This window comes from Sorangium sp. So ce185, assembly GCF_051526825.1.
GTDB lineage: Bacteria > Myxococcota_A > Polyangia > Polyangiales > Polyangiaceae > Sorangium > Sorangium cellulosum_D.
This window is the reverse complement of the sequence record NZ_CP150316.1, coordinates 6802862-6824273: the sequence shown is the minus strand read 5'-3', so window position 1 is coordinate 6824273 and position 21412 is coordinate 6802862. Positions and strand designations below refer to the sequence as shown.

Annotated in this window: 10 protein-coding genes; 5 read left to right on the top strand and 5 right to left on the bottom strand. The window is 69.0% G+C overall.

The annotated features are described in order from the left end of the window. Positions 1-2241 (bottom strand): type VI secretion system Vgr family protein, encoded by a 2241-nt coding sequence (locus tag WMF26_RS24790; RefSeq protein WP_438002320.1) that lies wholly within the window; start codon positions 2239-2241, stop codon positions 1-3. Between the two features lie 13 nt (positions 2242-2254). Next, positions 2255-4462 carry a type VI secretion system Vgr family protein gene (locus tag WMF26_RS24785; RefSeq protein ID WP_438002319.1) on the bottom strand — a complete coding sequence of 736 codons (2208 nt, stop codon included), beginning with the start codon at positions 4460-4462 and terminating at the stop codon, positions 2255-2257. A gap of 522 nt (positions 4463-4984) precedes the next feature. Between WMF26_RS24785 and WMF26_RS24780 the strand changes: the two genes are divergently transcribed. Both WMF26_RS24780 and WMF26_RS24775 read left to right on the top strand, forming a co-directional pair. After that, the gene (locus tag WMF26_RS24780) at positions 4985-6751 is read left to right on the top strand and encodes a serine/threonine protein kinase (RefSeq protein WP_438002318.1); all 1767 of its coding nucleotides are present in this window, start codon (positions 4985-4987) and stop codon (positions 6749-6751) included. A 163-nt stretch (positions 6752-6914) separates the two neighbouring features. After that, complete coding sequence (locus WMF26_RS24775; RefSeq protein ID WP_438002317.1) at positions 6915-8705, top strand: PEGA domain-containing protein; 1791 nt, start codon at positions 6915-6917, stop codon at positions 8703-8705. A 58-nt stretch (positions 8706-8763) separates the two neighbouring features. Here WMF26_RS24775 and WMF26_RS24770 read toward each other — a convergent pair whose 3' ends face one another. Next, a complete protein-coding gene (locus WMF26_RS24770) occupies positions 8764-10587 on the bottom strand; it encodes an OmpA family protein (protein WP_438002316.1) in 1824 nt (607 codons plus the stop codon). A gap of 116 nt (positions 10588-10703) precedes the next feature. Next, positions 10704-13052, bottom strand: a complete 2349-nt coding sequence (locus WMF26_RS24765) for a thrombospondin type 3 repeat-containing protein (RefSeq protein ID WP_438002315.1) — start codon at positions 13050-13052, stop codon at positions 10704-10706. Positions 13053-14651: 1599 nt separating this feature from the next. On the opposite strand from WMF26_RS24765, the gene WMF26_RS24760 reads away from it, so the two are divergent. Next, positions 14652-17804 carry a Kelch repeat-containing protein gene (locus WMF26_RS24760; RefSeq protein WP_438002314.1) on the top strand — a complete coding sequence of 1051 codons (3153 nt, stop codon included), beginning with the start codon at positions 14652-14654 and terminating at the stop codon, positions 17802-17804. Positions 17805-18019: 215 nt separating this feature from the next. Here WMF26_RS24760 and WMF26_RS24755 read toward each other — a convergent pair whose 3' ends face one another. Further along, positions 18020-18331 carry a hypothetical protein gene (locus WMF26_RS24755; RefSeq protein WP_438002313.1) on the bottom strand — a complete coding sequence of 104 codons (312 nt, stop codon included), beginning with the start codon at positions 18329-18331 and terminating at the stop codon, positions 18020-18022. 1115 nt (positions 18332-19446) lie between these two features. On the opposite strand from WMF26_RS24755, the gene WMF26_RS24750 reads away from it, so the two are divergent. Both WMF26_RS24750 and WMF26_RS24745 read left to right on the top strand, forming a co-directional pair. After that, entirely contained in the window at positions 19447-19869 is a 423-nt protein-coding gene (locus tag WMF26_RS24750; RefSeq protein WP_438002312.1) for a hypothetical protein, read from the top strand. Positions 19870-20036: 167 nt separating this feature from the next. Further along, the gene (locus WMF26_RS24745; protein ID WP_438002441.1) at positions 20037-21377 is read left to right on the top strand and encodes a diaminobutyrate--2-oxoglutarate transaminase family protein; all 1341 of its coding nucleotides are present in this window, start codon (positions 20037-20039) and stop codon (positions 21375-21377) included. Positions 21378-21412: the final 35 nt, after the last annotated feature.

Below are 21412 nucleotides of genomic sequence, written 5' to 3'. Positions count from 1 at the left end.
TCAGTTGTCCGTCACGAGGAGGGCCATCTCGTCGCACTCGCCGTCGAGCGTGATCTTGGCGCCCGCGATCGACACGGACGCGGGCGTCAGCGTGATCGTCGAGGCGCCCATGACCACGCTGAGGAGCTGGTCCGCGTGAAAGACGACGTTGGTCGCCTTGATGAGCTGCGCTCCGCCCGCGACCTCGAGGAAGTCGCCCTCGCTGGTGTCTGCGCGGCCGCCGCCGATCTTGTTGAGCACCGCGCCCACGACCTTCTGCTTGAGACCCGTCCCGACCTGCACCGCCCGCCCGCCTCCGCTGAGGATCACCTTGGCCGCGCCCACCGTCTCCTTCCGGCTCTCCTTTACGGTGACCGTGCGGCCCGACGCCGTGAGCTCGACCAGCGCCGCGCCGACCTTGTCGCGCATCGTGGCCAGTCCGTTCTCGTCGGCCGATCCGGCGACGAGATCCACCTGCATGCCCCCGATGCTCAGCGTCGACGCACCGGTAACCGTGCGCTTGTGATCGCCGCCCGCCTTGAGGTCACGGTTGCCGCCGATCGAGAGCGCGTGGCTGCCCACGTCGTCGACCATGAAGGTCGAGACGTTGACCTTCTGGTCCGCGCCGACCGAGAGCGCCTGGTCCGCTCCGACGTGAGCCGACATGCTGTCGGTCACGGAGAGCGTGTGGTTGGCGCCGATGGACCGGGTCTCGTTGTTGCCGACGCTCTCCGTGGCGTTGTTTGCTGCGGACACGGCGGCGTCCTTGGAGGCGTTGATGAACATCTCCTCCGAGCCCGCCTTGTCGTCCATCCGGATCTCGTTGCTCGAGCCTCCCCCCGGCGTGGTCGCCGTCTGGAAGGCCGTGCGCGTCTTGTGTTGCGGGAGCGGGTAGGGGGGCGGCGTCTTGCCGTTGTACATGCGGCCGAAGACGAACGGCAGGTCGGGATCTCCGCCGGTGAAGTTGAGGTAAACCTCCCAGCCCACGCGCGGCGTCAGCATGCCTCCCCCGAGCGGGATCTGACAGGTGCGAATCCACAGGCTCGAGGAGTCGTCGGGCTTGCCGAGGCGGTCCCACGGGAAGAGCACCTTCACGCGGCCGTGCGCGTCGGTGTGGATCTCCTTGCCCGCCGGCCCCGTCGTCACCGCGACCTGGGCCCCGGGCGCGGCCACGGCGCGCGGCGCGCGCGGCGGTCGGTACCTCGTCGCGGCCGGGGTCGCGACGAACGAGAGGCGCACCCGCTCAGCGAGCTCGCCGTGTCGCTGGTGCAGGTTGCTCCGCAGGTCCAGGGCCACGCCGACCTCGATGACCAGGTACTCGCGGTTGAGCGGCGCATACGGGTGGTCTTCCAGCGCGAACCTGCGGCCGGCCTGGAGCCGGAGGGTGTTCGTTGACGCGGAGACGGTCTCCCGGCGCGCCCGGAGCGACTGAAGGAGCACCTCCGCGAGGTGATCACCCGCGGCAGGGACCTTGAAGCGACCGGGGTAGTGATAGACCTCCAGCGCTCTTTCGGAGTCGTCGTCGCCCTCCGCCTTCGCGTCGAGCTTGACACGCGGGTGCTCGAAGTCGTAGTCGCGCAGGTGCACCTTGCCCGGTGTAGTCGACGTCTCGCAAGAGATCGCTCCGACCGCGTCGCCGGGCGCGCTCAGGCCGTCGCCGGGGCGGTGGGGGATCGTCTTGTCGCCGTCGATATCGCCGAGATCCGTGTCGAAGAGCTCGACCACGTCGGCCCCGGAGCTCGAGTTGACGGCGAACGCGATCCCCTCCTCGGACAGGAGGCGGCGGATGAACTCGAAGTCGGTCTCGCGGTACTGCGCCGTATAGGCGCGCTTCGGGTAGGTGCCCGCGAGCTGCCACCGCTGGGAATCTGCGGGGATACCGGCGCCCTCGAGGACCTTCTTCACGATCTCCGGCGCCGGCATGTCCTGGAAGATGCGGCAGTCGCTGCGCTGGGTGAGACGGAAGAGCCGCGGCCGCGCGGTGACGCGGACCCCTGTCTCCTCGTCGCCTCGGGACGTGGTGCTCTCGGCCTCGACCACGTAGCCTACCAGCTTCCGCTCCTGCTCCCCGCCCGGGCGGGACAGCGTGATCACCAGCATCTTCCCCACGAGCGCCGCCGGATCCGGGCCGCCCGTGTGGTCGGTGATCTCGCAGCGCACCACCCCGATGTCGTCGAGCGGCTCGCGCGCCTCGATCCACAGGACGTGGTACCCCGCGCCGTCGACGGTGAGCTCGTGCTCGAGATCGACCAGACTTGTCATCGTCCCGCTCCCCTCAGCCGATCTTGAGGTCCGACGCTAGCTTGACGATCGCGCCCGCCTCGATCGCGATTTTCGACCCTTTGAGGACCACCGGACCGCCGTTGAGGTTTACCGAGCTGCCGCCGGCGTTGAACTTGCCGACGCCGCCGCCGAGGACGATCCTCGGCGCTTGCACCACGAAATCGCCGCCGATTTTCCGCAGGTGCACGCCGCCGATGAGCTGCTTCACCCCCTTCGCCGATGTCGACAGCGCGGGCACGACGTGGAGCTCGGCCGCGGTCGAGGTCTGGTCCTTGGTCGTGGCGACGCTCTCGACGGCGACGCCCCTCACGAGCTGCACGGTCACCGCGCCGACCGTCTCATCGAATGTCGACAGCATGTTGTCGTCGATCGATGCGAGCGAGACGTTGGCCTGCACCGCGCCGACGTCGCGCGTGAAGGCCCCCGTGATGTTCTGGCGGACGCCGCATGAGATGGTGATCTGGTTGCCCCCCACGCTGTAGTCGCGGGTGCCTCCTACCTTCTCGACGTAATCGGCCTTTGCGTGCGCCTGCTCGTTGCCCCCGACCGAGATGCTCTGCGCGCCCGTCACCTTGACCTGAAGCGCGTTGCCGACGTCGATCGACTGGTTCGCCGACACGGAGGTCGTCTCGCTCGATCCGACGGTCAGCTTGTAGTTGCCGCCTACGCTGTGATCCTCGTTCACAGCGACGGTCTCGTTCTTGTCGTTGCCGGACGAGATGTTGAGGTCCTTCTGCGACGAGATCGACATCCCCTGCTTGCCTGCGGTGTCGCTCATCTTGATCTCGTTGTGTCCGGCGCCGCCCGGGGTCGCCATGCTCTTCAGCGAGGAATCGGCCGCGGCGCCGGGCTGGGCGTAGGGCGGGGGGGTCTCGGCGTTGTAGGCACGACCCAGGACGATGGGCCGATCGGGATCGCCGTTGAGGAATGCGACCGAGACCTCCCAGCCCACGCGCGGCAGCACCATCGAGCCGCCGAGGCCGAGCTGTGAGACGCGCAGCCAGCAGCTCGACGTGTCGTCCTGCTTGCCGGAGCGATCCCAGAGGAAGCGCACCTTGACGCGCCCGTACTTGTCAACGTGGATCGACTGGGGCTCGTTCGCGGGGCCCGTCACGACGGCCGTCTGGATGCCGCGGATCCTGGGCTTCTTCGCCCGCAGGGGCGCGGCGAAGGGCGTGCCCTTGGGGATGGCGGCGAACTCGTTCTCGCACGCATCCTCGCCGCTGCGACCTCGCGATCGCAGCTCCACCGCGACGAACTCGCCGTTCAGGAACGGCTCGTTGGCCCCCTCGACCGTCATCGGCGCGCCGCAGAGGAGGCCTGCCGCGCGGCTCCTCCCGCGGTAGACGTCCACGTCGCCGCGCAGCGAGCTGATGCGCCCCCGCGACCGGCGCGATCCCTCGGCGCTCGAGGTGAAGCCGCCCGGGTACTGGAAGTGGCGGATGGACCACGGACCTGGTGCGGGGGTCGTCGCCGTAGGGGGTAGCTCGGGCTTCTCGAAGTCGTAGTCGCGCAGCACCACCTCGGTAGCGCGCAGCGTCTTCTCGCGGCGGAATTCGATGAGGGGCTGCGTCCCCGCGACGCCGCCCTGGCGCGGCGCGAGCACGACGGGCGGGGTGCCCTCTTCCTGCGCGAAGGCGGCCGGGTCGTCGCAGAAGACGAGCTTGTGACCGTCGGGCGAGTGGAGAAAGAAGTAGAAGATGCCCTCGTCCTCGAGAATGCGGTGGACGAAGTTCATCTCCGTCTCGCAGTACTGGCAGAGAAACTCGCGCGGGGCGTAGGTCTGCTGGAGCCGCCATTCCACGTCCGTGTCGATGCCGGCCTCGGCCAGGATGGTCTTGACGACGTCGACCGGGGTCTTGTCCTGGAAGATGCGCGATCCCTCGCGGTGCTCGAGCGCGGCCAAGGCGGGGCGAAGTCGCATGTGGAAGAAGAACTCGTCGCCTCGGTACGCGAGGAAGCCGACGTGGTCCGGGAGGCCGTCGTAGTATCGGACGCCCCCCTGTCCGTCCCCGACCTCGAGCACCATCCGGCGCTGGAGGCACTCGTCGACGCGGAACGACGGGTCGCTGGTCGCGAGCTCAATGTGGACAGCGTACGGCAGCGACACCGCCTCGTGCGCCTCGTAGGACTGGACCCGGACGTCGCCGGGCAGGCCGCTGCCCGCAAGGATCACGTGGCTGAGCGTGCCATCCATCATGCAACCCCTCCACGCGGTAGACAGCTGTATGTACCGGTACTGGTCGGCGTTGGCAATACTGCTCACGCACGTCCGGTGCCGAGCGCCGAGCGTGGCGCCCACGAGCAGCGGGACGCTGGGCCGCCGCAACGAGAACGCCGAAATCACCTGCGCGGCGCCCGTTGCGCCACGGATGGGCTGACGGCGCTGGGCGCCGAGGCCGCCGTGGTGCGCGATCGCGCTGTGGCACAGCGGCGGCAGACCTGGCCTGGCGTAGCGGACTCCGAGACGAAACAGAACGGCCAGCTCGGTACCGTTGCTGCCGCTGATGGCACGGCAGCCCGGACGTAACCCGATGCCGCCACCACGCCAACCCCACCCAACCCTATGACTTTGCAGCTCTTTCTCAGGACGCCTCGGCCGAGTCAGCCGCGGAGGTGCCCGCACTGGAACTCCGGTCGCACACGCTGTACTCCGCTCGCTTCACGCTTCAGATGAACGTTGCCCTCCCGAGCGGGATCGCTTACAGTCGCCCGCAGCTTTGTGATCGGCACGATCATCGACGGGAAGTACCGGATCGACAAGCTCCTAGGGGAGGGAGCGATGGGCTCGGTGTACGCGGCCGAGCACACCACAACCGGTCGGCGCTGCGCCATCAAGGTCATCAGCTCGCTGGACTTGACCCGCGACCCGAAGGTCGTTCAGCGGTTCCAGCGTGAGGCGCGTGCGGCCGGATCCATAGATACGCAGCACATCACCCAGGTGCTCGATGCCGGGGTGGATCGCGACACCAAGCTCCCGTTCCTCGCCATGGAGTTCCTCTCCGGGGAGGACTTGCAGCACCTGCTGCTGCGCACCGGGCCGCTCGTTCCGGATGCCGCCCTGCGCATCGCCGTGCACTGCTGTCTCGGGCTCATCAAGGCGCACGAAGCGGGGGTGGTCCATCGCGATATCAAGCCGCACAACCTGTTCCTCGCCCGGCGCGATGCGGGCGAGATCATCGTCAAGCTGCTTGATTTCGGGATTGCCAAGGTGAAGATGGACCAGGTCAACGAGACCGAAGGCGCCGATCTCACCAAGACAGGCAGCCTCGTGGGCTCGCCGCTCTACATGTCGCCGGAGCAGGCGGTTGGCCAGCGGGAGATCGACCACCGCACCGACATCTGGTCGCTGGGCGCCGTCCTCTATCAAGCGCTTTCAGGTCGTACGCCTTATCACGACATCAGGGCCCTCGGGCAGCTCATCCTGGCGATCTGTTCCACGCCTGTCCCGCCGCTGCAGAACTTTGCGCCCTGGGTTCCGCCGGAGATAGCGGCGGTCGTGCACCGCTGCCTCGAGCAAGACCCTGCGCGCCGCTTCCAGAGCGCCCAGGAGATGCTGAGCACGATTCGGCCCATGCTGCCTTATGGCTGGGCCATTCAGGAGGACATGCTCGGCCGGCTGACGGAAGCCCATCGCCTCCACATGGCCCCACGTCTCGGAGCGAGCATTCCGCAGGCGCGGCAGAGTAACCCGCAAGCGGCGATGGCGATGTCTCCTTCGACCGCCAGCGGCGGGTACCCCGCCGTGGATAGCTCGGCGCTGCGGAGCGGCGGGTACCCCGCCGTGGATAGCTCGGCGCTGCGGAGCGGCGGGTACCCCGCCGTGGATAGCTCGGCGCTGCGGAGCGGGGCCTATCCGGCCATGCCGCCGGCAGGTACGCAGGGCGGGCTGTCGGCGTCGAGCCCGGGCGGCACGGGGCGGCGTGGCCGGTCCTCGCTCGGGGTTGCGCTCCTCGCTGGCATCGCAGGGGTCGGCGTCCTGGCGGGGCTCGGCGCGTTCGCGGCGCAGCGCTTCGCCACGACGCGCGAGGCCACCCCGACGCCGGAGATCGTGGCGCCGACGCCGACCGCGTCGGCCAGCCAGGTGGCGCCTCCTCCCATCGCGCCCCCCGTCGCGAGCGTGGAGGCGCCGCGCGAGACCCGCCCTCCGCCGGGCGACTTCGCGCCGCGGCACGTGCGTGTCGTGATCATCCCCGAGGACGCGAGCGTGGAGGTTGACGGCGAGCGCGCGATCGTGCGGAACGGCGTCCTCGAGTTCTCCGGCCGGCTCGGCCAGCAGTACAAGGTTCGCGTGTTCAAGGGTGCAAACGAGGTTCCCGTCGACGTCGTCGTCACCGAGGGCGGGGCGCTCCCCGCAAAGATCGAGCTCCCTGTGATCCCCCTTCGAGGGGCGGCTTCGGCGCCGAGGCCGAGCGGCTCGGCGCCGAACGGCACGCGCCCCGCAGGGCGTCAGGAATTCAAGCACGACACCAGCGAATTCAAGCAGTGAACTCCGACGGACGAGAGCGGGGCGAACCAAGGTGGTAGGTGAGCTTGGGCGGCCGCTGGCCGCACGCAGCGGGCCGAAGGACGATGGGCACGCAGCGGACTCTGGGGGCCGCGCGAGCGCGCCTCGCCGGCGCTGGCCGTGCGCGACGGCGACGTGTCTCGCAGTGCTGCTCGCGCCGCTGTCGTCGTCCGCGCAGCCCGACTCGCGGCCCGCGCCGGAGCAGCCCGCTCCGACGCCGTCCGCCCCCGCCGAGGCCGCGCCGACGCCGGCTCGCGCCCAGGCGATCGAGGTCCCCGTCTCGGAAGCCGTCCGCCAGGAGGCGCTGATGCACTTCGAGAAGGGCTTCGCACTGCTGAACGAGGGGGCATGGAGCCCGGGGCTCTCCGAGCTCCTGCTCTCTCGTAAGCTCTTCCCGACGCGCATCGCCACGTACAACGCCGCCGTCGCCCTGCGCAAGCTGCAGCGCTACGACGAGGCGCTCGACATGTTCGAGACCTATCTGCGCGACTTCCCGGTGTCCGCGGAGGAGCGGGAAGAAGCGCTGAGCCAGATCGCCGAGCTCCGGACGCTCGTCGGGACCATCGAGCTCGTCGGGGCCGAGACCGGCGCGGTGATCTCGATCGACGGCCAGGATCGCGGGCAGTACCCGCCGATCCGGCCGCTGCGCGTCGCGGCGGGCAACCATATGCTCCGCGTGTTCAAGGAGGGCTACGACCCCTTCGTGATCCGCGTGGACGTGGCCGGCGGCCAGACGAAGAATGTGCAGGTGACGCTGCGCAGGCTCGCTCGGTACGGCTCCCTCCGCGTCATCGAGAGCAGCGGTAAGCCGGTGAGCGTCTCGATCGACGGCGTCGTGGTCGGGAAGGCGCCGTGGAGCGGAATCCTGTCCGTCGGCGATCACGAGGTCACGCTCCGCGGCGAGGGCAAGCTCGGGACGCAGCCGGCGAGCGCGTCGGTCAAATCCCAGTCGCTCACCACGCTGTCCCTGCTGGCCGAGGAGCTCGATACCGTGCTGCACGTGGAGCCGGTGCCCATCGGGGCGAGCGTCTGGGTCAACTCGGTGAACGTCGGCGACGGCGTTTGGATCGGCCGGCTCAAGCAGGGGACGCATCGCGTCGAGGTCAGGGCCAACGGCTATCTGGCTGAGTCACAGTCGGTGACGCTGAAGAAGGGCGAGCGGCAGAAGCTGAGGGTGTCGCTCGAGCGGGACGAGGGCGCGGACGTCTGGAGCAAGCCGCCCAAGCTCACGCTCGACGCGACGGCCTCGTTCCTCATCGCGCCCACCTTCGGCGGCGATCTCGCGAGCGGGTGCGGCAAGGCGTGCGAGAGCTCGATCGGCCTGGGCGCGCTGGGGATGATCCACGGAGGCTACGAATTCGGCTCGGGGTTCGGCGTGGGGCTCGAGGTCGGCGGGATCTTCGCCGTCCAGAGCCTCGAACACCGGACGGCGAGCGTCGTGCCCGTCGGAGCCGCGGCGCCGAGCGCCGGCACGGCGAACGACGCCCTGCGGCTCGAGGGCTTCCTCGTCGGCGCCACGGCGGGGTACCACGTCGGAGAGCGCTTTCCTGCTCTCTTCCGGATCGGCGCGGGCGCGCTCCTCGGGGAGGTGCGGGACGAGCGCGCGGGGACGTTCGAGCTGTCGCGGACGCCGGCGGCGGCGGAGGGCGAACAGGCGCAGACGACGTTCGATGCGGCTCCCCAGGTCGATTTCCCGTGGGCCGCATACCTCTACCTCGAGCCAGAGGTCCGCGTCGGCCTCCGTCTGAGCGAGCGTTTCGAGCTCTCCGCGGGCATGAAGATCCTGCTGCTCTTCGCGCTCCGCAAGCCGACCTGGGACGGCACGAAGGCGATCCCGGCCGGCATCGACGGGATCGCGACCTATCCCGCCGAGTCGGTGATGGGCGACTTCGCCCTGATGGCCGCGCCGGGGGCAACCCTCCGGTACACGTTCTGAAGGCCGGCGCCGGGGGCAAGCCCCGGTACGCGTCGTGAGCTGCGCCCTCGGTTCGGCGTCAAAGAGGCTTGCGGCGGACGATGAAGAACTGGACGCGGCGGTTCTCCTGCCGTCCTGTCTTTTCGCGGTTGTCGCCGAGCGGCCGGCGGTAGCTGTAGCCCTTGGCGACGAGCTTTTCCCTGGGCACCCCGGCAGCGACAAGCCAGTCAACGACGGCGCGGGCGCGCTCCTCGGAGAGCATCTGGTTGAACTCCGGGGTGCCGCTGTCGTCGGTGTGTCCCTGCACCTCGACGATCTCGATCTCCGGGTGCTGGCTCAGCACGTCGCGAACCTCGTAGAGGAGCTCGTCGGACACGGGGGCCACAGTCTGGGAGCGCGTCTTGCCGTAGAGCTGGAACTGCACGGGGACCGAGGTCACGATCTCCTCGTTGGTCACCCGCACGAACTTCGGGCACCCGTTTCTGCTGGGGTCGTCGCTCTTCGGGCCGGGCTCCAGGGGGCAGGCGTCGGCCACGCCGGTGATGCCGTCGCCGTCCGCGTCTTCGGGGCAGCCGTTCAGCTTGCGTTCCGCGCTACCGGGCCCGGGTGTCCTGGGACAGGCGTCGTTCGCGTCGAGGATGCCGTCGCCGTCCAGATCGGGCGGACAGCCATTCCTGCGGGGATCCTGGTGCTTGTCGCCGGGGCTGGCCGGGCATGCGTCGGCGGCGTCGGCGACTCCGTCGCTGTCGCCGTCGGGCGGACAACCGTTCTTGATCGGGTCGGGGCTCTGGGCGCCTGCGACGGCAGGACAGGCATCCTCGGCGTCGGTGACCGAGTCGCCGTCACGGTCCGAGGGCGGACAGCCGTCCCTGGACGGGTCTGCCGAGGGCTCGCCCTTGATCTCGGGGCAGGCGTCGGTGTTGTCGAGGATGCCGTCGTCGTCCTTGTCGCCGACGGGAGCGGGGGTATCGGCCTCCGCGTCCGTGGGACGGCTCGGCAGCGGGGTCCAGCCGACGAGGCCGACGATCCGCAGCTGGGGTGTGCCGATGGCCTCGAGCAGCCCGGACCCTGCGGCGGCGCCGAAGGTGAGCCCGTCGAGCACGCGCAGCTTGGCGCCGAGCAGGACCTCGAGATGGACACGGGCCTCGTCCTCGCGGGGCGGCGTGCCGGAGAGGACGACGGTCCTAGTGAACGGCGCGCTGCCGTAGATCTCGGGGCCGAGCTGGAGCTGATCGTCGACGAGGAGGGCCGCCGCGCCGGCGCCGAACGTGAACCGGCTCGGGCTGGTGTCGCTGCCGAGCGCGACGCCGCCGCTCGCGTTCCAGAGGAGGCCGGTGCTCGTCCCGAGGCGGCCGCCCGCGCTCGCGTAGAACGCGCCGCGGGCAGCGCCCTCGCCGGTGTACTGCTCCGGTGAGCCGGTCGGCGCGAACACGTATCCTCCGAGGCCGACCTGCAGCGGGCTCGCGTTCTCGCCGTAGACCCGCGCGCGCGCGCCGAACCGCAGGTCGCCGAGCTGCGGGGCGTCGAGCTCGGGGAGCTGCATGTCCGCCAGCGCCGGGCGATCTCCTGCCTGGACGACGGCGAGCGGCGCTTCGACGGTGAGCAGGAGGTGGTCCCAGAGGCTGACGGAGGCGTCGAGCCGCAAGAAGGCCTGATGGCTGACGACGGCGATGTCGGTGTCGTAAAGCCGGACGGGCCGCACCGCGTCGTCGAACGTCAGCGCGACGCGCGGCTCGAGGTGTCCGGGCGCATCCGGCGAGGGGACGCCGAAGAAGACATCGCCTGCGGGCGCCGGCTCGAACCGGTTGAGCGCGAACCCGCCGGCGGATTGCGCCCGCGCCGTGCCCGCGAGGGGCATCGTGAGCGCGATCGAGGCCGTCATTGCGATGAAGGAGGACCTCATGGCGCGATCACCGTAGCGGAGGCGCGCGCGGCGTGGCAACAAGCGGTTGTCCACCGCACACTCACGAGGAGCGTGCCGTGCGCACGGGAGCAGGTGAGGGGAGGCGAGGCGCTGGGTCATGCTGCGCGCCTGGGGCGATCGGCAGAGCGCGCGGTGGCGGGAGCGCGCCGCAGGCGGCGGAGAACGAGCCCGAACGCGAGGAGCAGGCCTGCGAGCGCCCCGCCGCCCTCGTGGCGCGCGGGCGTGAGGGCGCAATCCCAGCCGCCTTCGAGGATGGCTGGGGGCAGGGGCTCTCCTCCGGAGCCGCCGCTGCCGCCGTCGCTGGGGCCGCCGCCAGAGCCGCCGCTGCCGCCGTCTCCCGGGGCGCCGCCCGCGCCGCCCGTGCCGCCGCCGCCAGCGCCGCCCGTGCCCGGAGGATCGTCATCGCAGGCGTCCCCCAGCCCGTCGTCATCCGTGTCGTCCTGTTCGTCGTTCACGACTTCAGGGCAGTTGTCGCAGACGTCTCCGATGTCGTCGCCATCGATGTCGTCTTGCCGCTCGTTCGCCACATCAGGGCAGTTGTCGGTGCCGTTCACGACGCCGTCGTCGTCGTTGTCGGCCGTCGGATCGCAGACGTCCCCGACGCCATCGCCGTCCTCATCGCGCCGGTCCGGATTCGGGTGTTTCGGGCAGTTGTCGCTGACATCGGGAACGCCGTCGTCGTCGTCGTCGTCGTCGCACGCATCGCCGAGGCTGTCGCCGTCGGCGTTCTCCTGCCCATCATTCCTGGCCAGAGGGCAGTTGTCACAGGCGGTTCCGGGACCGTCCCCGTCTGGGTTCTCCTGCTGCGGGTTCGGGTCTTCGGGGCAGTTGTCGTCGGCGTTGAGCACCCCGTCCAGGTCCACGTCGCCATCGCAGACGTCCCCGAAGCCGTTGCCGTTCGCGTCCTCCTGCCCCGGGTTCGCGACCAGACGGCAGTTGTCAACGCCGTCCAGGTCGCCGTCGTCGTCCGAGTCCAGGTCGAGGTAGTCCGGCGTGCCGTCGTCGTCCGTGTCGGCGGGTGGTGAGGCGGGATCGGTGTCCCCTGCCTCGCTCCTGTCCCTTATGCCATCTCCATCGGAGTCGTCGTCGCGGAAGTCCGGTGTGTCGTCGCGGTCGGTGTCCACGGGCGCCGTCGAGGAGTTGGTGGTGCCCGCCTCGTCAGCGTCAAAGATGTTGTCGTTGTCGCTGTCGGGATCGAACGCGTCGACGTAAGCGTCGCGATCGGTATTGGCCGCACGGCCGTCCATGGTGCGGGGCTCGACCTCGATGATGTCGAGGATGCCGTCGCCGTCGCTGTCTACGCTCGTCTGGCTGGTCCCCAGGCGGTCCTCCTCAGCGTCGGTCAACCCGTCGTTGTCATCGTCGTCGTCGCACGCGTCGCCGCCATCGCACGCGTCGTCCTCTTCACGACAGTCCGAGTTGACCTGATCCGTGTTCACGTCGGTGCGGCAGTTGTCTGACGTGTCAGGGACGGTGTCGTCGTCGTCGTCGTCGTCGCACGCGTCGCCGCCGTCCTCCCCATCCGCATCTTCCTGGCCGGGGTTGGGTACGAACTGGCAGTTGTCCTCGTCGTCGACGCGGCCATCGTTGTCGTCGTCGGGGTCGCACTCGTCGCCGCCGTCCCGCCCATCCGCATCTTTCTGGTCAGGGTTGGGTACGAACTGGCAGTTGTCCTCGTCGTCGACGCGGCCATCGTTGTCGTCGTCGGGGTCGCACTCGTCGCCGCCGTCCAACCCATCCGCCTCATCCGCATCTTCCTGGCCGGGGTTGGGTACGAACTGGCAGTTGTCCTCGTCGTCGACGCGGCCATCGTTGTCGTCGTCGGGGTCGCACTCGTCGCCGCCGTCCAACCCATCCGCCTCATCCGCATCTTCCTGGCCGGGGTTGGGTACGAACTGGCAGTTGTCATCGCGGTCGATGTGCCCGTCGTTGTCGTCGTCAGGGTCGCACGCGTCGCCGCCTTCCAGTCCGTCAGTGTTCGTCTGATTGTCGGGTGGATCGGTCAGCGGACCGTTGGGGGCCTCTGGGCAGTTGTCCGCACCGTTGGCAACGCCGTCGCCGTCCAGATCATCATCGCAAGCGTCTCCAGTACGGTCGCGATCTCGATCACTCTGTTCGTAGTTCGGGTGAAGCGGGCAATTGTCGTTGTCGTCGATGCGGTTATCGTTGTCGTCGTCGTTGTCGCATGCGTCGCCAAACCCGTCGTTGTCTGTGTCGACTTGCTTGGTGCTTCCTCCAGGGATGGGGTTCTGAATGAACGGGCAGTTGTCGTTCGCGTCAGGGATCCCGTCCGAGTCTGTGTCGGTGTCTTCCTGGGCGTGTGATAGGACAGGTGCGATGAGCACCAATACGGCGCAGCAAAGAAAATTGATCGCTCCACGCGCGCTGACAGTGTTGCCGCTGTGCCGTGGGCGATCCATGCGGCGCGAGGTCTTCAGGTTCATGATGCCCCTCAGTTTGCTTGAGTCGCGCTGATTGTAGTGTCGCGTGTGTGGCGAGGTTCTAGGTGCTTGCCGTGTAATCGTGTTGGCCTTTGTCTTGTGGTGCAGTCTACGTGCCCGTTTCAGCGAGCGATCACATGCTGCACTTGTTCACCGTTGCGCCGCTGCACTGCGCGTCGCTGGTGCATACACACCGCTGCTCCTCGCGGTCGCACGTGCCGCGGCCGGTGCAGTCAGTGTCATCCGTGCACTTGAAAGGCTCTGCTCTGCAAAACTGTTTGGTCCCGGAGTCGTCCATGCCAGAACAGGTGAGCCCCTCTCCGCATTGCCCTTCGGTTGCTGTGCATGTGGGAAGGCACCTTCTTAACCTGTCGACGGTCAGGCATTCGTAGTCGTCTTGGCCGATGTTTTCGCAGTCTGCGTCTACGGAACACTGCGCCTGGACGCAGCGGTTGTTTTCGCATGTTGGATTGTGCGGATACGCTCCCGGACACATGGTGTCTCCCTGGGTACAGCACTCCGCATCATCTTCACACTCGCGCACGCACACCCCTACAGCCTCGGTATCTCCGCCGCCGCCGCCGCTGCCGCCGCTTCCAGCTCCCCCTCCTCCGTTTCCACCTACACTGGTGTTCAGGCCGCCCCCGTCTCCACCCCCGGTCGAGGTCGCCGCCGCGCTGCCTCCGGTCCCTGGCGATGGCTGGCGGCCGCCGTCACCGCCGTCGCCGCATGCTCCGCCCCCGATGAACATCAGAACGGCGAATGCGAGCACCACGGAACCCATCTTTCTCATTGCCAGCAGCTCCCTTCGGTGATGTGAGCGGTGAGCGCCCGGCTCCACCGCTTCGCCTCACCTGCAAGTACACTCGTTCCGCGGCGCTGCCGCAAGCTCGCTCGCGTCCCATAGCGCCCCGTGCATCGGTCCGCTCCCGTGTGCTGAGCCGCGGTGTCTCGCTGGCCCCGCGTGCGCCACGCCGCGGCTTCCCATGCCACGCGGGTTTTCTGGTACCGTGCGTCGTCCCTGGAAGCGTATCGTTCCCCGCCAGTCGTCCCGCCGCCGCCGATTCTCGCCGGCGTGCCCAGGAGAGATCCCGCATGGCCGATCGTGCTCCCCGTCCCGCGCGCGTTGCCCGTGTGCTCGCCGCTGTCATGCCACTCCTCGTAGCGGCTACCTGCTCTGAGGAGGACGCGACACGGCGGCGCACCCGACCGCACCTCGCGCCTCCGACGGGCTCCCCGCCCGCCGCGTCGCCCGCGGCCGGCGCCCGCATCGAGGCCCTCCGGGCCACCTTCCGAGGAGCGCTCGCCGGGGCCCGAGCGCCGCTCGATCTCACCGCGACCCACTCCGGCCTGCGGGGCGTCACGTCCGTTCCATGGAAGACCGCGACCGTCGAGCTGCCCGCCCGGGCAGACGACGCTGTCCGGATCTCCGACGACGCGTCGACCGTCTCGTTGCGCTTCTCTCTCCAGGGGGCGCGCCCGGCTTCTGTCTCCGTCGCCGCAGGCAGCTTCGCCTTGTACCCGGGCGCTCTCGCGGCCGGCGACGGCGCGTCCTTCGACGTCGTTCATCGCGTCCATCCCGGAGGCACAGAGGATTTCATCGTGTTCGAGCGGCCACCGGCGCGCCCCGAGGTTCGCTACCGGCTCGACGTCTCCGCCGTCGCCGGGCTCCGTCTCGTCGAGAACACGCTCGAGCTCCTGGATCACGGCGGCGCGCCCCGCCTACGCGTCGCGCCGCCGTACCTCGTCGACGCCGCGGGTCGGCGTGCGCCGGCGGCGCTGGGCGTCGAGGGCTGCGCCTTCGACTCGAGCCCTCGCGCGCCGTGGGGGCGACCGGTGACGCCGCCCGGCGCGACCTCGTGCACTCTGCGGGTCGCGTGGCAGCCGGACGTCGGCTTGCGGTACCCGGTGCTCCTCGACCCGGCCTGGAGCTCGACGACGAACACGCTGATCGTCGCGCGCACCCGGCCTACAGCGACCGCGATCGAGCCGGGTCGAAGCGCCAGCCGGATACTTGTCGCCGGCGGCTTCGATCAGAGCGGGGACGCGATCCAGAGCGCCGAGCTCTACGAGCCGCTGAGCCGCACCTTCGCGATCACGGGCTCGATGCTCCACGCGCGGGGGGCTCACACCGCCACAACGCTCGGCCCGGTCGTCCCGCCCGAACTGCCCGAGGAGCGGCCGATCCTCATCGCCGGGGGCTGCGCCTCGGTGGACGCGCCGGCGGGTCCAGTCCCTCAGACCCCGGTGTCCCCTCTGGAGCTCTATGACCCGGCCCGGGGCATGTTCGTCACGGACGTCGGCTTCCCTGCAAACGAGGAGCGATGTTCCCACACGGCGACGCTGTTCGGGGATCAGAAGGTCCTCATCGCCGGCGGCCTGGCGCCGCCGCGAAGCCAGCCGACGAGGAGCGCCTTCGTTTATACGTTCACCGGGTTCACCCGCGATGCGCTAGGAGCGGTCACCGACGTCGAGAGCTCGCTCGACCCGACCGGAGCCCTCACGTCTTCCCGCTTCGGCCACGCCGCCGTGCGCCTCGCCGGGGAGCACGGCCACGTGTTGATCACCGGCGGCTTCGCCCAGGCCGGCGAAGCGCGCGCCTCGGCGGAGCTCTACGATCCAGCCGTGACTCCCGACGGGGGGCCCAGCGGTGCCTTCGGGACGCCTCCGAGCGCGCCGCCCGCGAGGTCCACCATGTCGATCCCGCGAGGATTCCACACGGCCACGCTGCTCGCGTCGGGGCAGGTGCTCGTGACCGGCGGACTGCGGGTCGTCGATAGCAGCGCCGCCGTCTCCACGATCGAGATCTACAATGATGGGCGCGGCGACGGGACGAACGTCGGCTTCGAGCCGACGCCGTCCGTGTACATGAACCAGGCGCGCGCTCGGCATACCACGACGCTGCTGCCGAGCGGCACCGCCGTCGTGGCTGGCGGCTCGATCGACAACACGAGCTCCCTCGACTCGACCGAGCTCTACACGTCGCCCCCGCCGCGGTTCACGGAGGTGGAGCCGGCAGACCCCGTAGAGCAGACGACGCTGAACGCTCGGCGTGATCACGCCGCCGCCCTCGTACTCGCGGGCGGCGCGCTCGACGCGGGAAGCGCGGTGCTCGTGCTGGGCGGGATCGGGCCGACAGGCGAGGTCCTCGCGAGCGCGCAGCTGCTCTCCAGGCCGCTCGCGGAGCCCTGCACACGCGACGACGAGTGCGCGTCGGGCCACTGCTACGCTGCGGCGGGCGATGCGACGGGCATCTGTTGCAACAAGGAATGCGTAGGGGAGTGCTCCTCCTGCACCGCAGCGGGCAAGGGCGAGGGAGCGGATGGCGTCTGCGGCTTCGTCGTGAAGAACAAGCCGCTGCCGACCCGGTGCATCAAGAAGACGCGCGTCGAGGTTCACCGTGCGTGCGACGGCGAAGGCAACGGCTTCGTGACGGAGGAAACGGTCTCCTGCAAGCCGGGCGTCTGCGGACCGAACGACCGCTGCAGGACGTCATGTGCCGCGGACCAGGGAGAGGAAGGCTGCTCCGAGGAGGCGTGGTGCGACTTCGATGATCCCCCGGAGCCGGAAGACACGGGCGGAGCCGGCGGCGCTGGAGTCGCGGTCGGCGCTGGGGGCACGGGCGGCCCTGGAGTGACGGTCGGCGTTGGGGTCACGATCGGCGCTGGAGGCACGGCCGGTACGGGTGGCGCAGGCGGCGCTGGAGGTACAGAGGGCGTAGGCGGTGCGGGAGGCACAGGCGCTGCTGGAGGCGCCGGAGGCGCAGGGGGCACAGGCGGTGCGGGAGGCGCAGACGGCGCGGGAGGCGCTGGCGGCGCGGGAGGCGCTGGCGGCGCAGGGGGCACGGACGGTGTCGGCGGCGCCGGTGGCGCACCGACGATGCTGCTCGGCACGTGCAAGCTCAAGCTCGCGAGCGGCGCAGAATGCAAACGTGCGGCTCAGTGTGAGTCGGGGAGTTGCGTCGACGGCGTCTGCTGCGAAACCCGATGCGACCAGCAATGCCAGGCCTGCGATGTCCCGGGCAACGTCGGCAAGTGCTCGCCTGTCCCTCGCGGCGAGCAGCCGCATCCCAACGCCACGGGCACGCCCCGCCCGCCCTGCGGCGGCAGCCTGGCGTGCGCGGGCGCGTGCGACGGCGTCATCGAGACGAAGTGCGACTATCCCGCGTCGAACGTCGAGGCCGCGGACCCGACGTGCTCCTGCCCAGACGCGGATTGCGCCATCGGCCCGGCGACCGAGCTCCACCTGGAATGCAACGGCGACGGCAGCTTCACCGAGGTGCCCCGGAAGTGCGGCGGCTTCAGGTGCGCGAACGAGAGCGTCTGCGAGACGAAGTGCGATCCGGCGAAGGGCGATGCCGACTGCATCGAGGACTTCGTCTGCAATCCCGACACGCTCGAGTGCGAGGAGCTCAACAGCCCGCTGTGCGACGGCAAGTTCACGCTGCGGATCCCCGATGCTGTCGACGTGGACTGCAGGCCGTACGCGTGCCCCCAAGGGGCGAAGGCCTGCCCCGAGACCTGTGAGTCCGTGGACGGCTGCGTGGCGCCGTTCGTCTGCGGTAGCGAGGTCCCGCACCGCTGCGTGCTTCCACCGGATCCGCCGGTTCCACCTCTCCCGTCCTGCTCCTGCCGCCTCCTGGAGGTTGCGTCGCCCGACGCCGCGAACCCGGGCGCCATAGCGCTCGCCCTGGGCGCGCTCGCTGGCTTCCTGCAGCGGCGACGACGAGCATCGCGTTCCTCGCAACAGTCCTGATGGATCTGTCAACCCATCCGGGTAGCGCGGCGTGCTCGCAGCCGTGATCTCGCATCGAGCCGCGTACCTGTGATTTCGTCGGGCTTGTCAACAAGCAAGCGGGCTCAGCGCGTACTACTGCGCGGCGTCCGGCGGTCTGCTTCCGGCACGCCACGGCCGGCGTGATGGAACCATGCAGCTGCAAATTTCGTTCAGGGTGAATTGTGTAAGCTGTGTCACGTAACAGCGGCGAAGGGGGCGGGGAGGGCCGGACGCCGCTCGGCGGCTTCGCCGCGGGTTTTCGCTGTGCAGTACAGGACGTGTCCCGCTGGGGACGCTGCCTGTACTGCACGCGCCTTGTTGCCCTCGACAGCGACGACGGCTTCCAAGGCGACGACGCCCTCGATCCGGTAGCGCTTGCCCTCCGGGGTCTCGATGGGCGTGAACCGCAGCGGGCCTCCGAGGATCGTCTCGAGCGCCTCCCGGGGTTCCTCGAGGCTCCGCTCCAGCATCGCGACGAGGCCGCCGGGGCGCGCAGGGCGCGTCAAGGGCGGCGCAGCCGCCGAGCCCTGCGAAGGAACCCTTGACGCGTCCGAGCACCCCGGCACGCTCAGGACGCGATGGGCCGGCCATCACGCCCGTGACCGAGGCCCGCTCACCGTCGCGATGGCCATCCGCCAGGCCGAGCGAGGGAGCATCAACCAGCTTGATTCTCAACAAGCGATGTACGCCAAGCATGCCAGCGAGCGGGTGCCTACTTCGCTTTCGTTGGCTGAGACGACCCAGCGCGAGCACGCTTTGCTGACACGATAGAGAACTGGAATCTCTTCGTGCCCCGTGCGCATCGCTCGCCTCGGGTGGAACCTCCGCACCTGGCTCGCGCAGCCGCAGCAGCCTGCCGACGTCGTGCGCTGGAAATGGAAGCGCTTCCGACAAGCCTTCGTCTTCCTTGCGGCCCTCACCACCGACGGCGGCGAGGGTTTCGCATCGGATGCAGCGCTCCCGACGAGCCTTCGTCTTCCTTGCGCCCAGGCATTCATCGGGCGCGTCAGGTCTGGCTCCGCTTCGCTGGCTCGCTGCGCTTGGTGCATCCGCTCTTCGCCGCTCTCCTCGGCTTGTCGTCATAGCGTTGACACCGCCCCGCAACGCACGCGTCGCATGCGTATCGCTTTCAAGCGCCGCTTGCAGCGGATACGTGTGTCCTCAGCCAGGGTAAAGAGCCTCCTCGAGCGGCGTTGGGCCCGTTCCGCTCGTCCACGTCCCCCTCATCCTCATCGCCGCTCGAAGCTCGCCGCAGCAGCGCTGAAAATGTTGGGGCTGCCTACACATGGTTGACTCGTAAGTAAAGAAAAGCTGAGCCTGCCTAAGTAAAGAAATGTTAGGGCGGCCTACTCATGATTGACTTCGTGAGCAAAGGCGGTTCATTTCTTCTGAGCGGTGAAGAACCGGATCGATGGCAAGTCGGCGGCGGAGGCCTCGCGCATGACGGGGCTTTCACCAAACAAGCTGGCCTCGCGCTTGCATGGGCACGCTGCGCGCTCCGTGAGGCGCGCGCTTCGTGAGGACTTGACTGCGCGAGAGCGCGCGCTAGAGCATCGACCAAGATTGATTTCTTGGAAAGTCTGAGCGGTCCGATGGCCGATGGAAGGATCGACAGGTTCGCATGGCCATGATCTCGTCCGCACCAAGAGGTGCATGGATGGAACGATGGTCGCCGCCGGTTGAGCTGTCGTGGCAGGAGCAGTCGCTGATGAAGCCGTTGACACGCGTAAGGACACTGTTCGGCTTTCTCGGGCTGCACCGGAACGAGCTGTTCGACGAGGCATTCCAAGAGCAACTCGAGAGCGAGCCTTGGGGGCAGCGAGCTCGGCGCCCCGACTCGTTCAGCAAGCGCCACTTCAAGGTTGACCTGCGCGCCAAGACGATCCCGTGTCCGGCAGGACAGGTCGAAGTGTCCGAACCAGGCGACACGGTCGATATCGCGGCGCGGAAAGGGCACAGCGCGCGCTACCTCGACACCAGGAGAAACCTGTTCGCTGGCCGGCGAGCGCGATTGGTCGAGGCGCTCCTGGTCACGACGACATGACGGGCGGCGGACAGGGGGCCATCTGGATGCGCGTCGATTGTGTGTCGACCTGCCCCCACACGTGGAGCTCGTGAGAGGCCCCCGTTCAGGAAATACGCTCGGTGTACGGCTGGTCGCGCGCCGGCGGCGCCAAGGAGGAGTGATCGATGTTGTCAGCAGACATGTCCATGGTCGCCGGCCTCGCCAAGACAGCAGATGATTTGTACGAGTCCGTCAAGCGACGTGAGTCCAGCGCACGGACCTACGCGTCGTCGTTCGACACGGTGTTCGAGAGCGGGACGGGCATCCGCATGCGCGACCGGTCCGGGCGCGAGTTCATCGATTGTCTGGCCTGCGCCGGCGCTCTGCCGCTCGGGCACAATCACCCGGAGATCCGAGAAGCACTCTTACACTTCATCGACTCGGGTCACGTGCAGCAGGTCCTGGATCTGACCACGCCGGCCAAGTGCGAGTTCCTCGACGAGCTGTTCGGCCTCTTACCAGACAAGTGGGCCGCCCGGGCGAAGGTCCAGTTCTGCAGTCCGAGCGGGTCCGATGCGGTCGAGGCGGCGATGAAGCTGACGCGCATCGCTACGGGTCGCCAGCCAATCATCGCCTTTCACGGCGCGTACCACGGTATGACCGGCGGCGCGCTGGCCGCGATGGGAAATCTCACCCCCAAGGCGGGGCTGCCCGGTGCGGCTGGCGGTATCCACTTCGCGCCGTATCCGTACAAGTACCGCTGCCCGTTCGGCACTGACGGACGCGATACCGACCAGCTCTCGATCCACTACTTGCGAAATCTGCTGTGTGATCCGGAGAGCGGGATTCCCCGCCCAGCGTCAGTCATCGTCGAGGTCGTCCAAGGGGAGGGAGGGTGCATCCCAGTCTCGGACGACTGGCTACGCCAAGTGCGGCAGCTTACCCGCGAGCTCGAGATCCCGCTCGTCATCGACGAAGTGCAGACCGGATTCGCCCGGACCGGGACCATGTTCGCGTTCCAACGCGCGCGCATCGTGCCCGACGTGCTCATCCTGTCCAAAGCTGTCGGCGGTGGTTTCCCGCTGTCGGTCGTCGTGTACGACGAGGCTCTCGATCTGTGGTCCCGCGGCATGCACGCCGGAACGTTCCGCGGTAACCAGATCGCGATGGTGGCCGGAAAGGTCACGATGCAGATCTTGCGGCGCGATCGGCTCGCCGAGCACGCGGCGGAGATGGGGGAGCTGCTCATGACGGGTCTGCGCCGGATCGCGAGCGACCACCCGGAGCTGGGAGACGTGCGCGGGCGCGGGTTGATGGTCGGCGTCGAGGTCGTGGAGCCGTCGCCCGGCGCGCGCCGCGGACGGCACGACGGAGTGCTGAGCGCGGCGATCAAGCGAGCGGCGTTCGAGAACGGCTTGATCGTGGAGACCGGGGGCCGGCGTGGCTCCGTGCTCCGGCTGCTCCCGCCGCTGATCGTGACGAGGTCCGATGTCGGCGAGATCCTCGACCGCCTCGAGGCGGCGGTCGTCCGCGCCAAGCGGCAGTGACGAGGCCGTGGTGACGCAAACACGCGTCCGGCAGA

Coding starts and splice junctions, on each gene's coding strand:
- WMF26_RS24790 (WP_438002320.1), bottom strand. CDS start 2,241: ATGACAAGTCTGGTCGATCTCGAGCACGAGCTCACCGTCGACGGCGCG.
- WMF26_RS24785 (WP_438002319.1), bottom strand. CDS start 4,462: ATGATGGATGGCACGCTCAGCCACGTGATCCTTGCGGGCAGCGGCCTG.
- WMF26_RS24770 (WP_438002316.1), bottom strand. CDS start 10,587: ATGAGGTCCTCCTTCATCGCAATGACGGCCTCGATCGCGCTCACGATG.
- WMF26_RS24765 (WP_438002315.1), bottom strand. CDS start 13,052: ATGAACCTGAAGACCTCGCGCCGCATGGATCGCCCACGGCACAGCGGC.
- WMF26_RS24750 (WP_438002312.1), top strand. CDS start 19,447: ATGGCCATGATCTCGTCCGCACCAAGAGGTGCATGGATGGAACGATGG.
- WMF26_RS24745 (WP_438002441.1), top strand. CDS start 20,037: ATGGTCGCCGGCCTCGCCAAGACAGCAGATGATTTGTACGAGTCCGTC.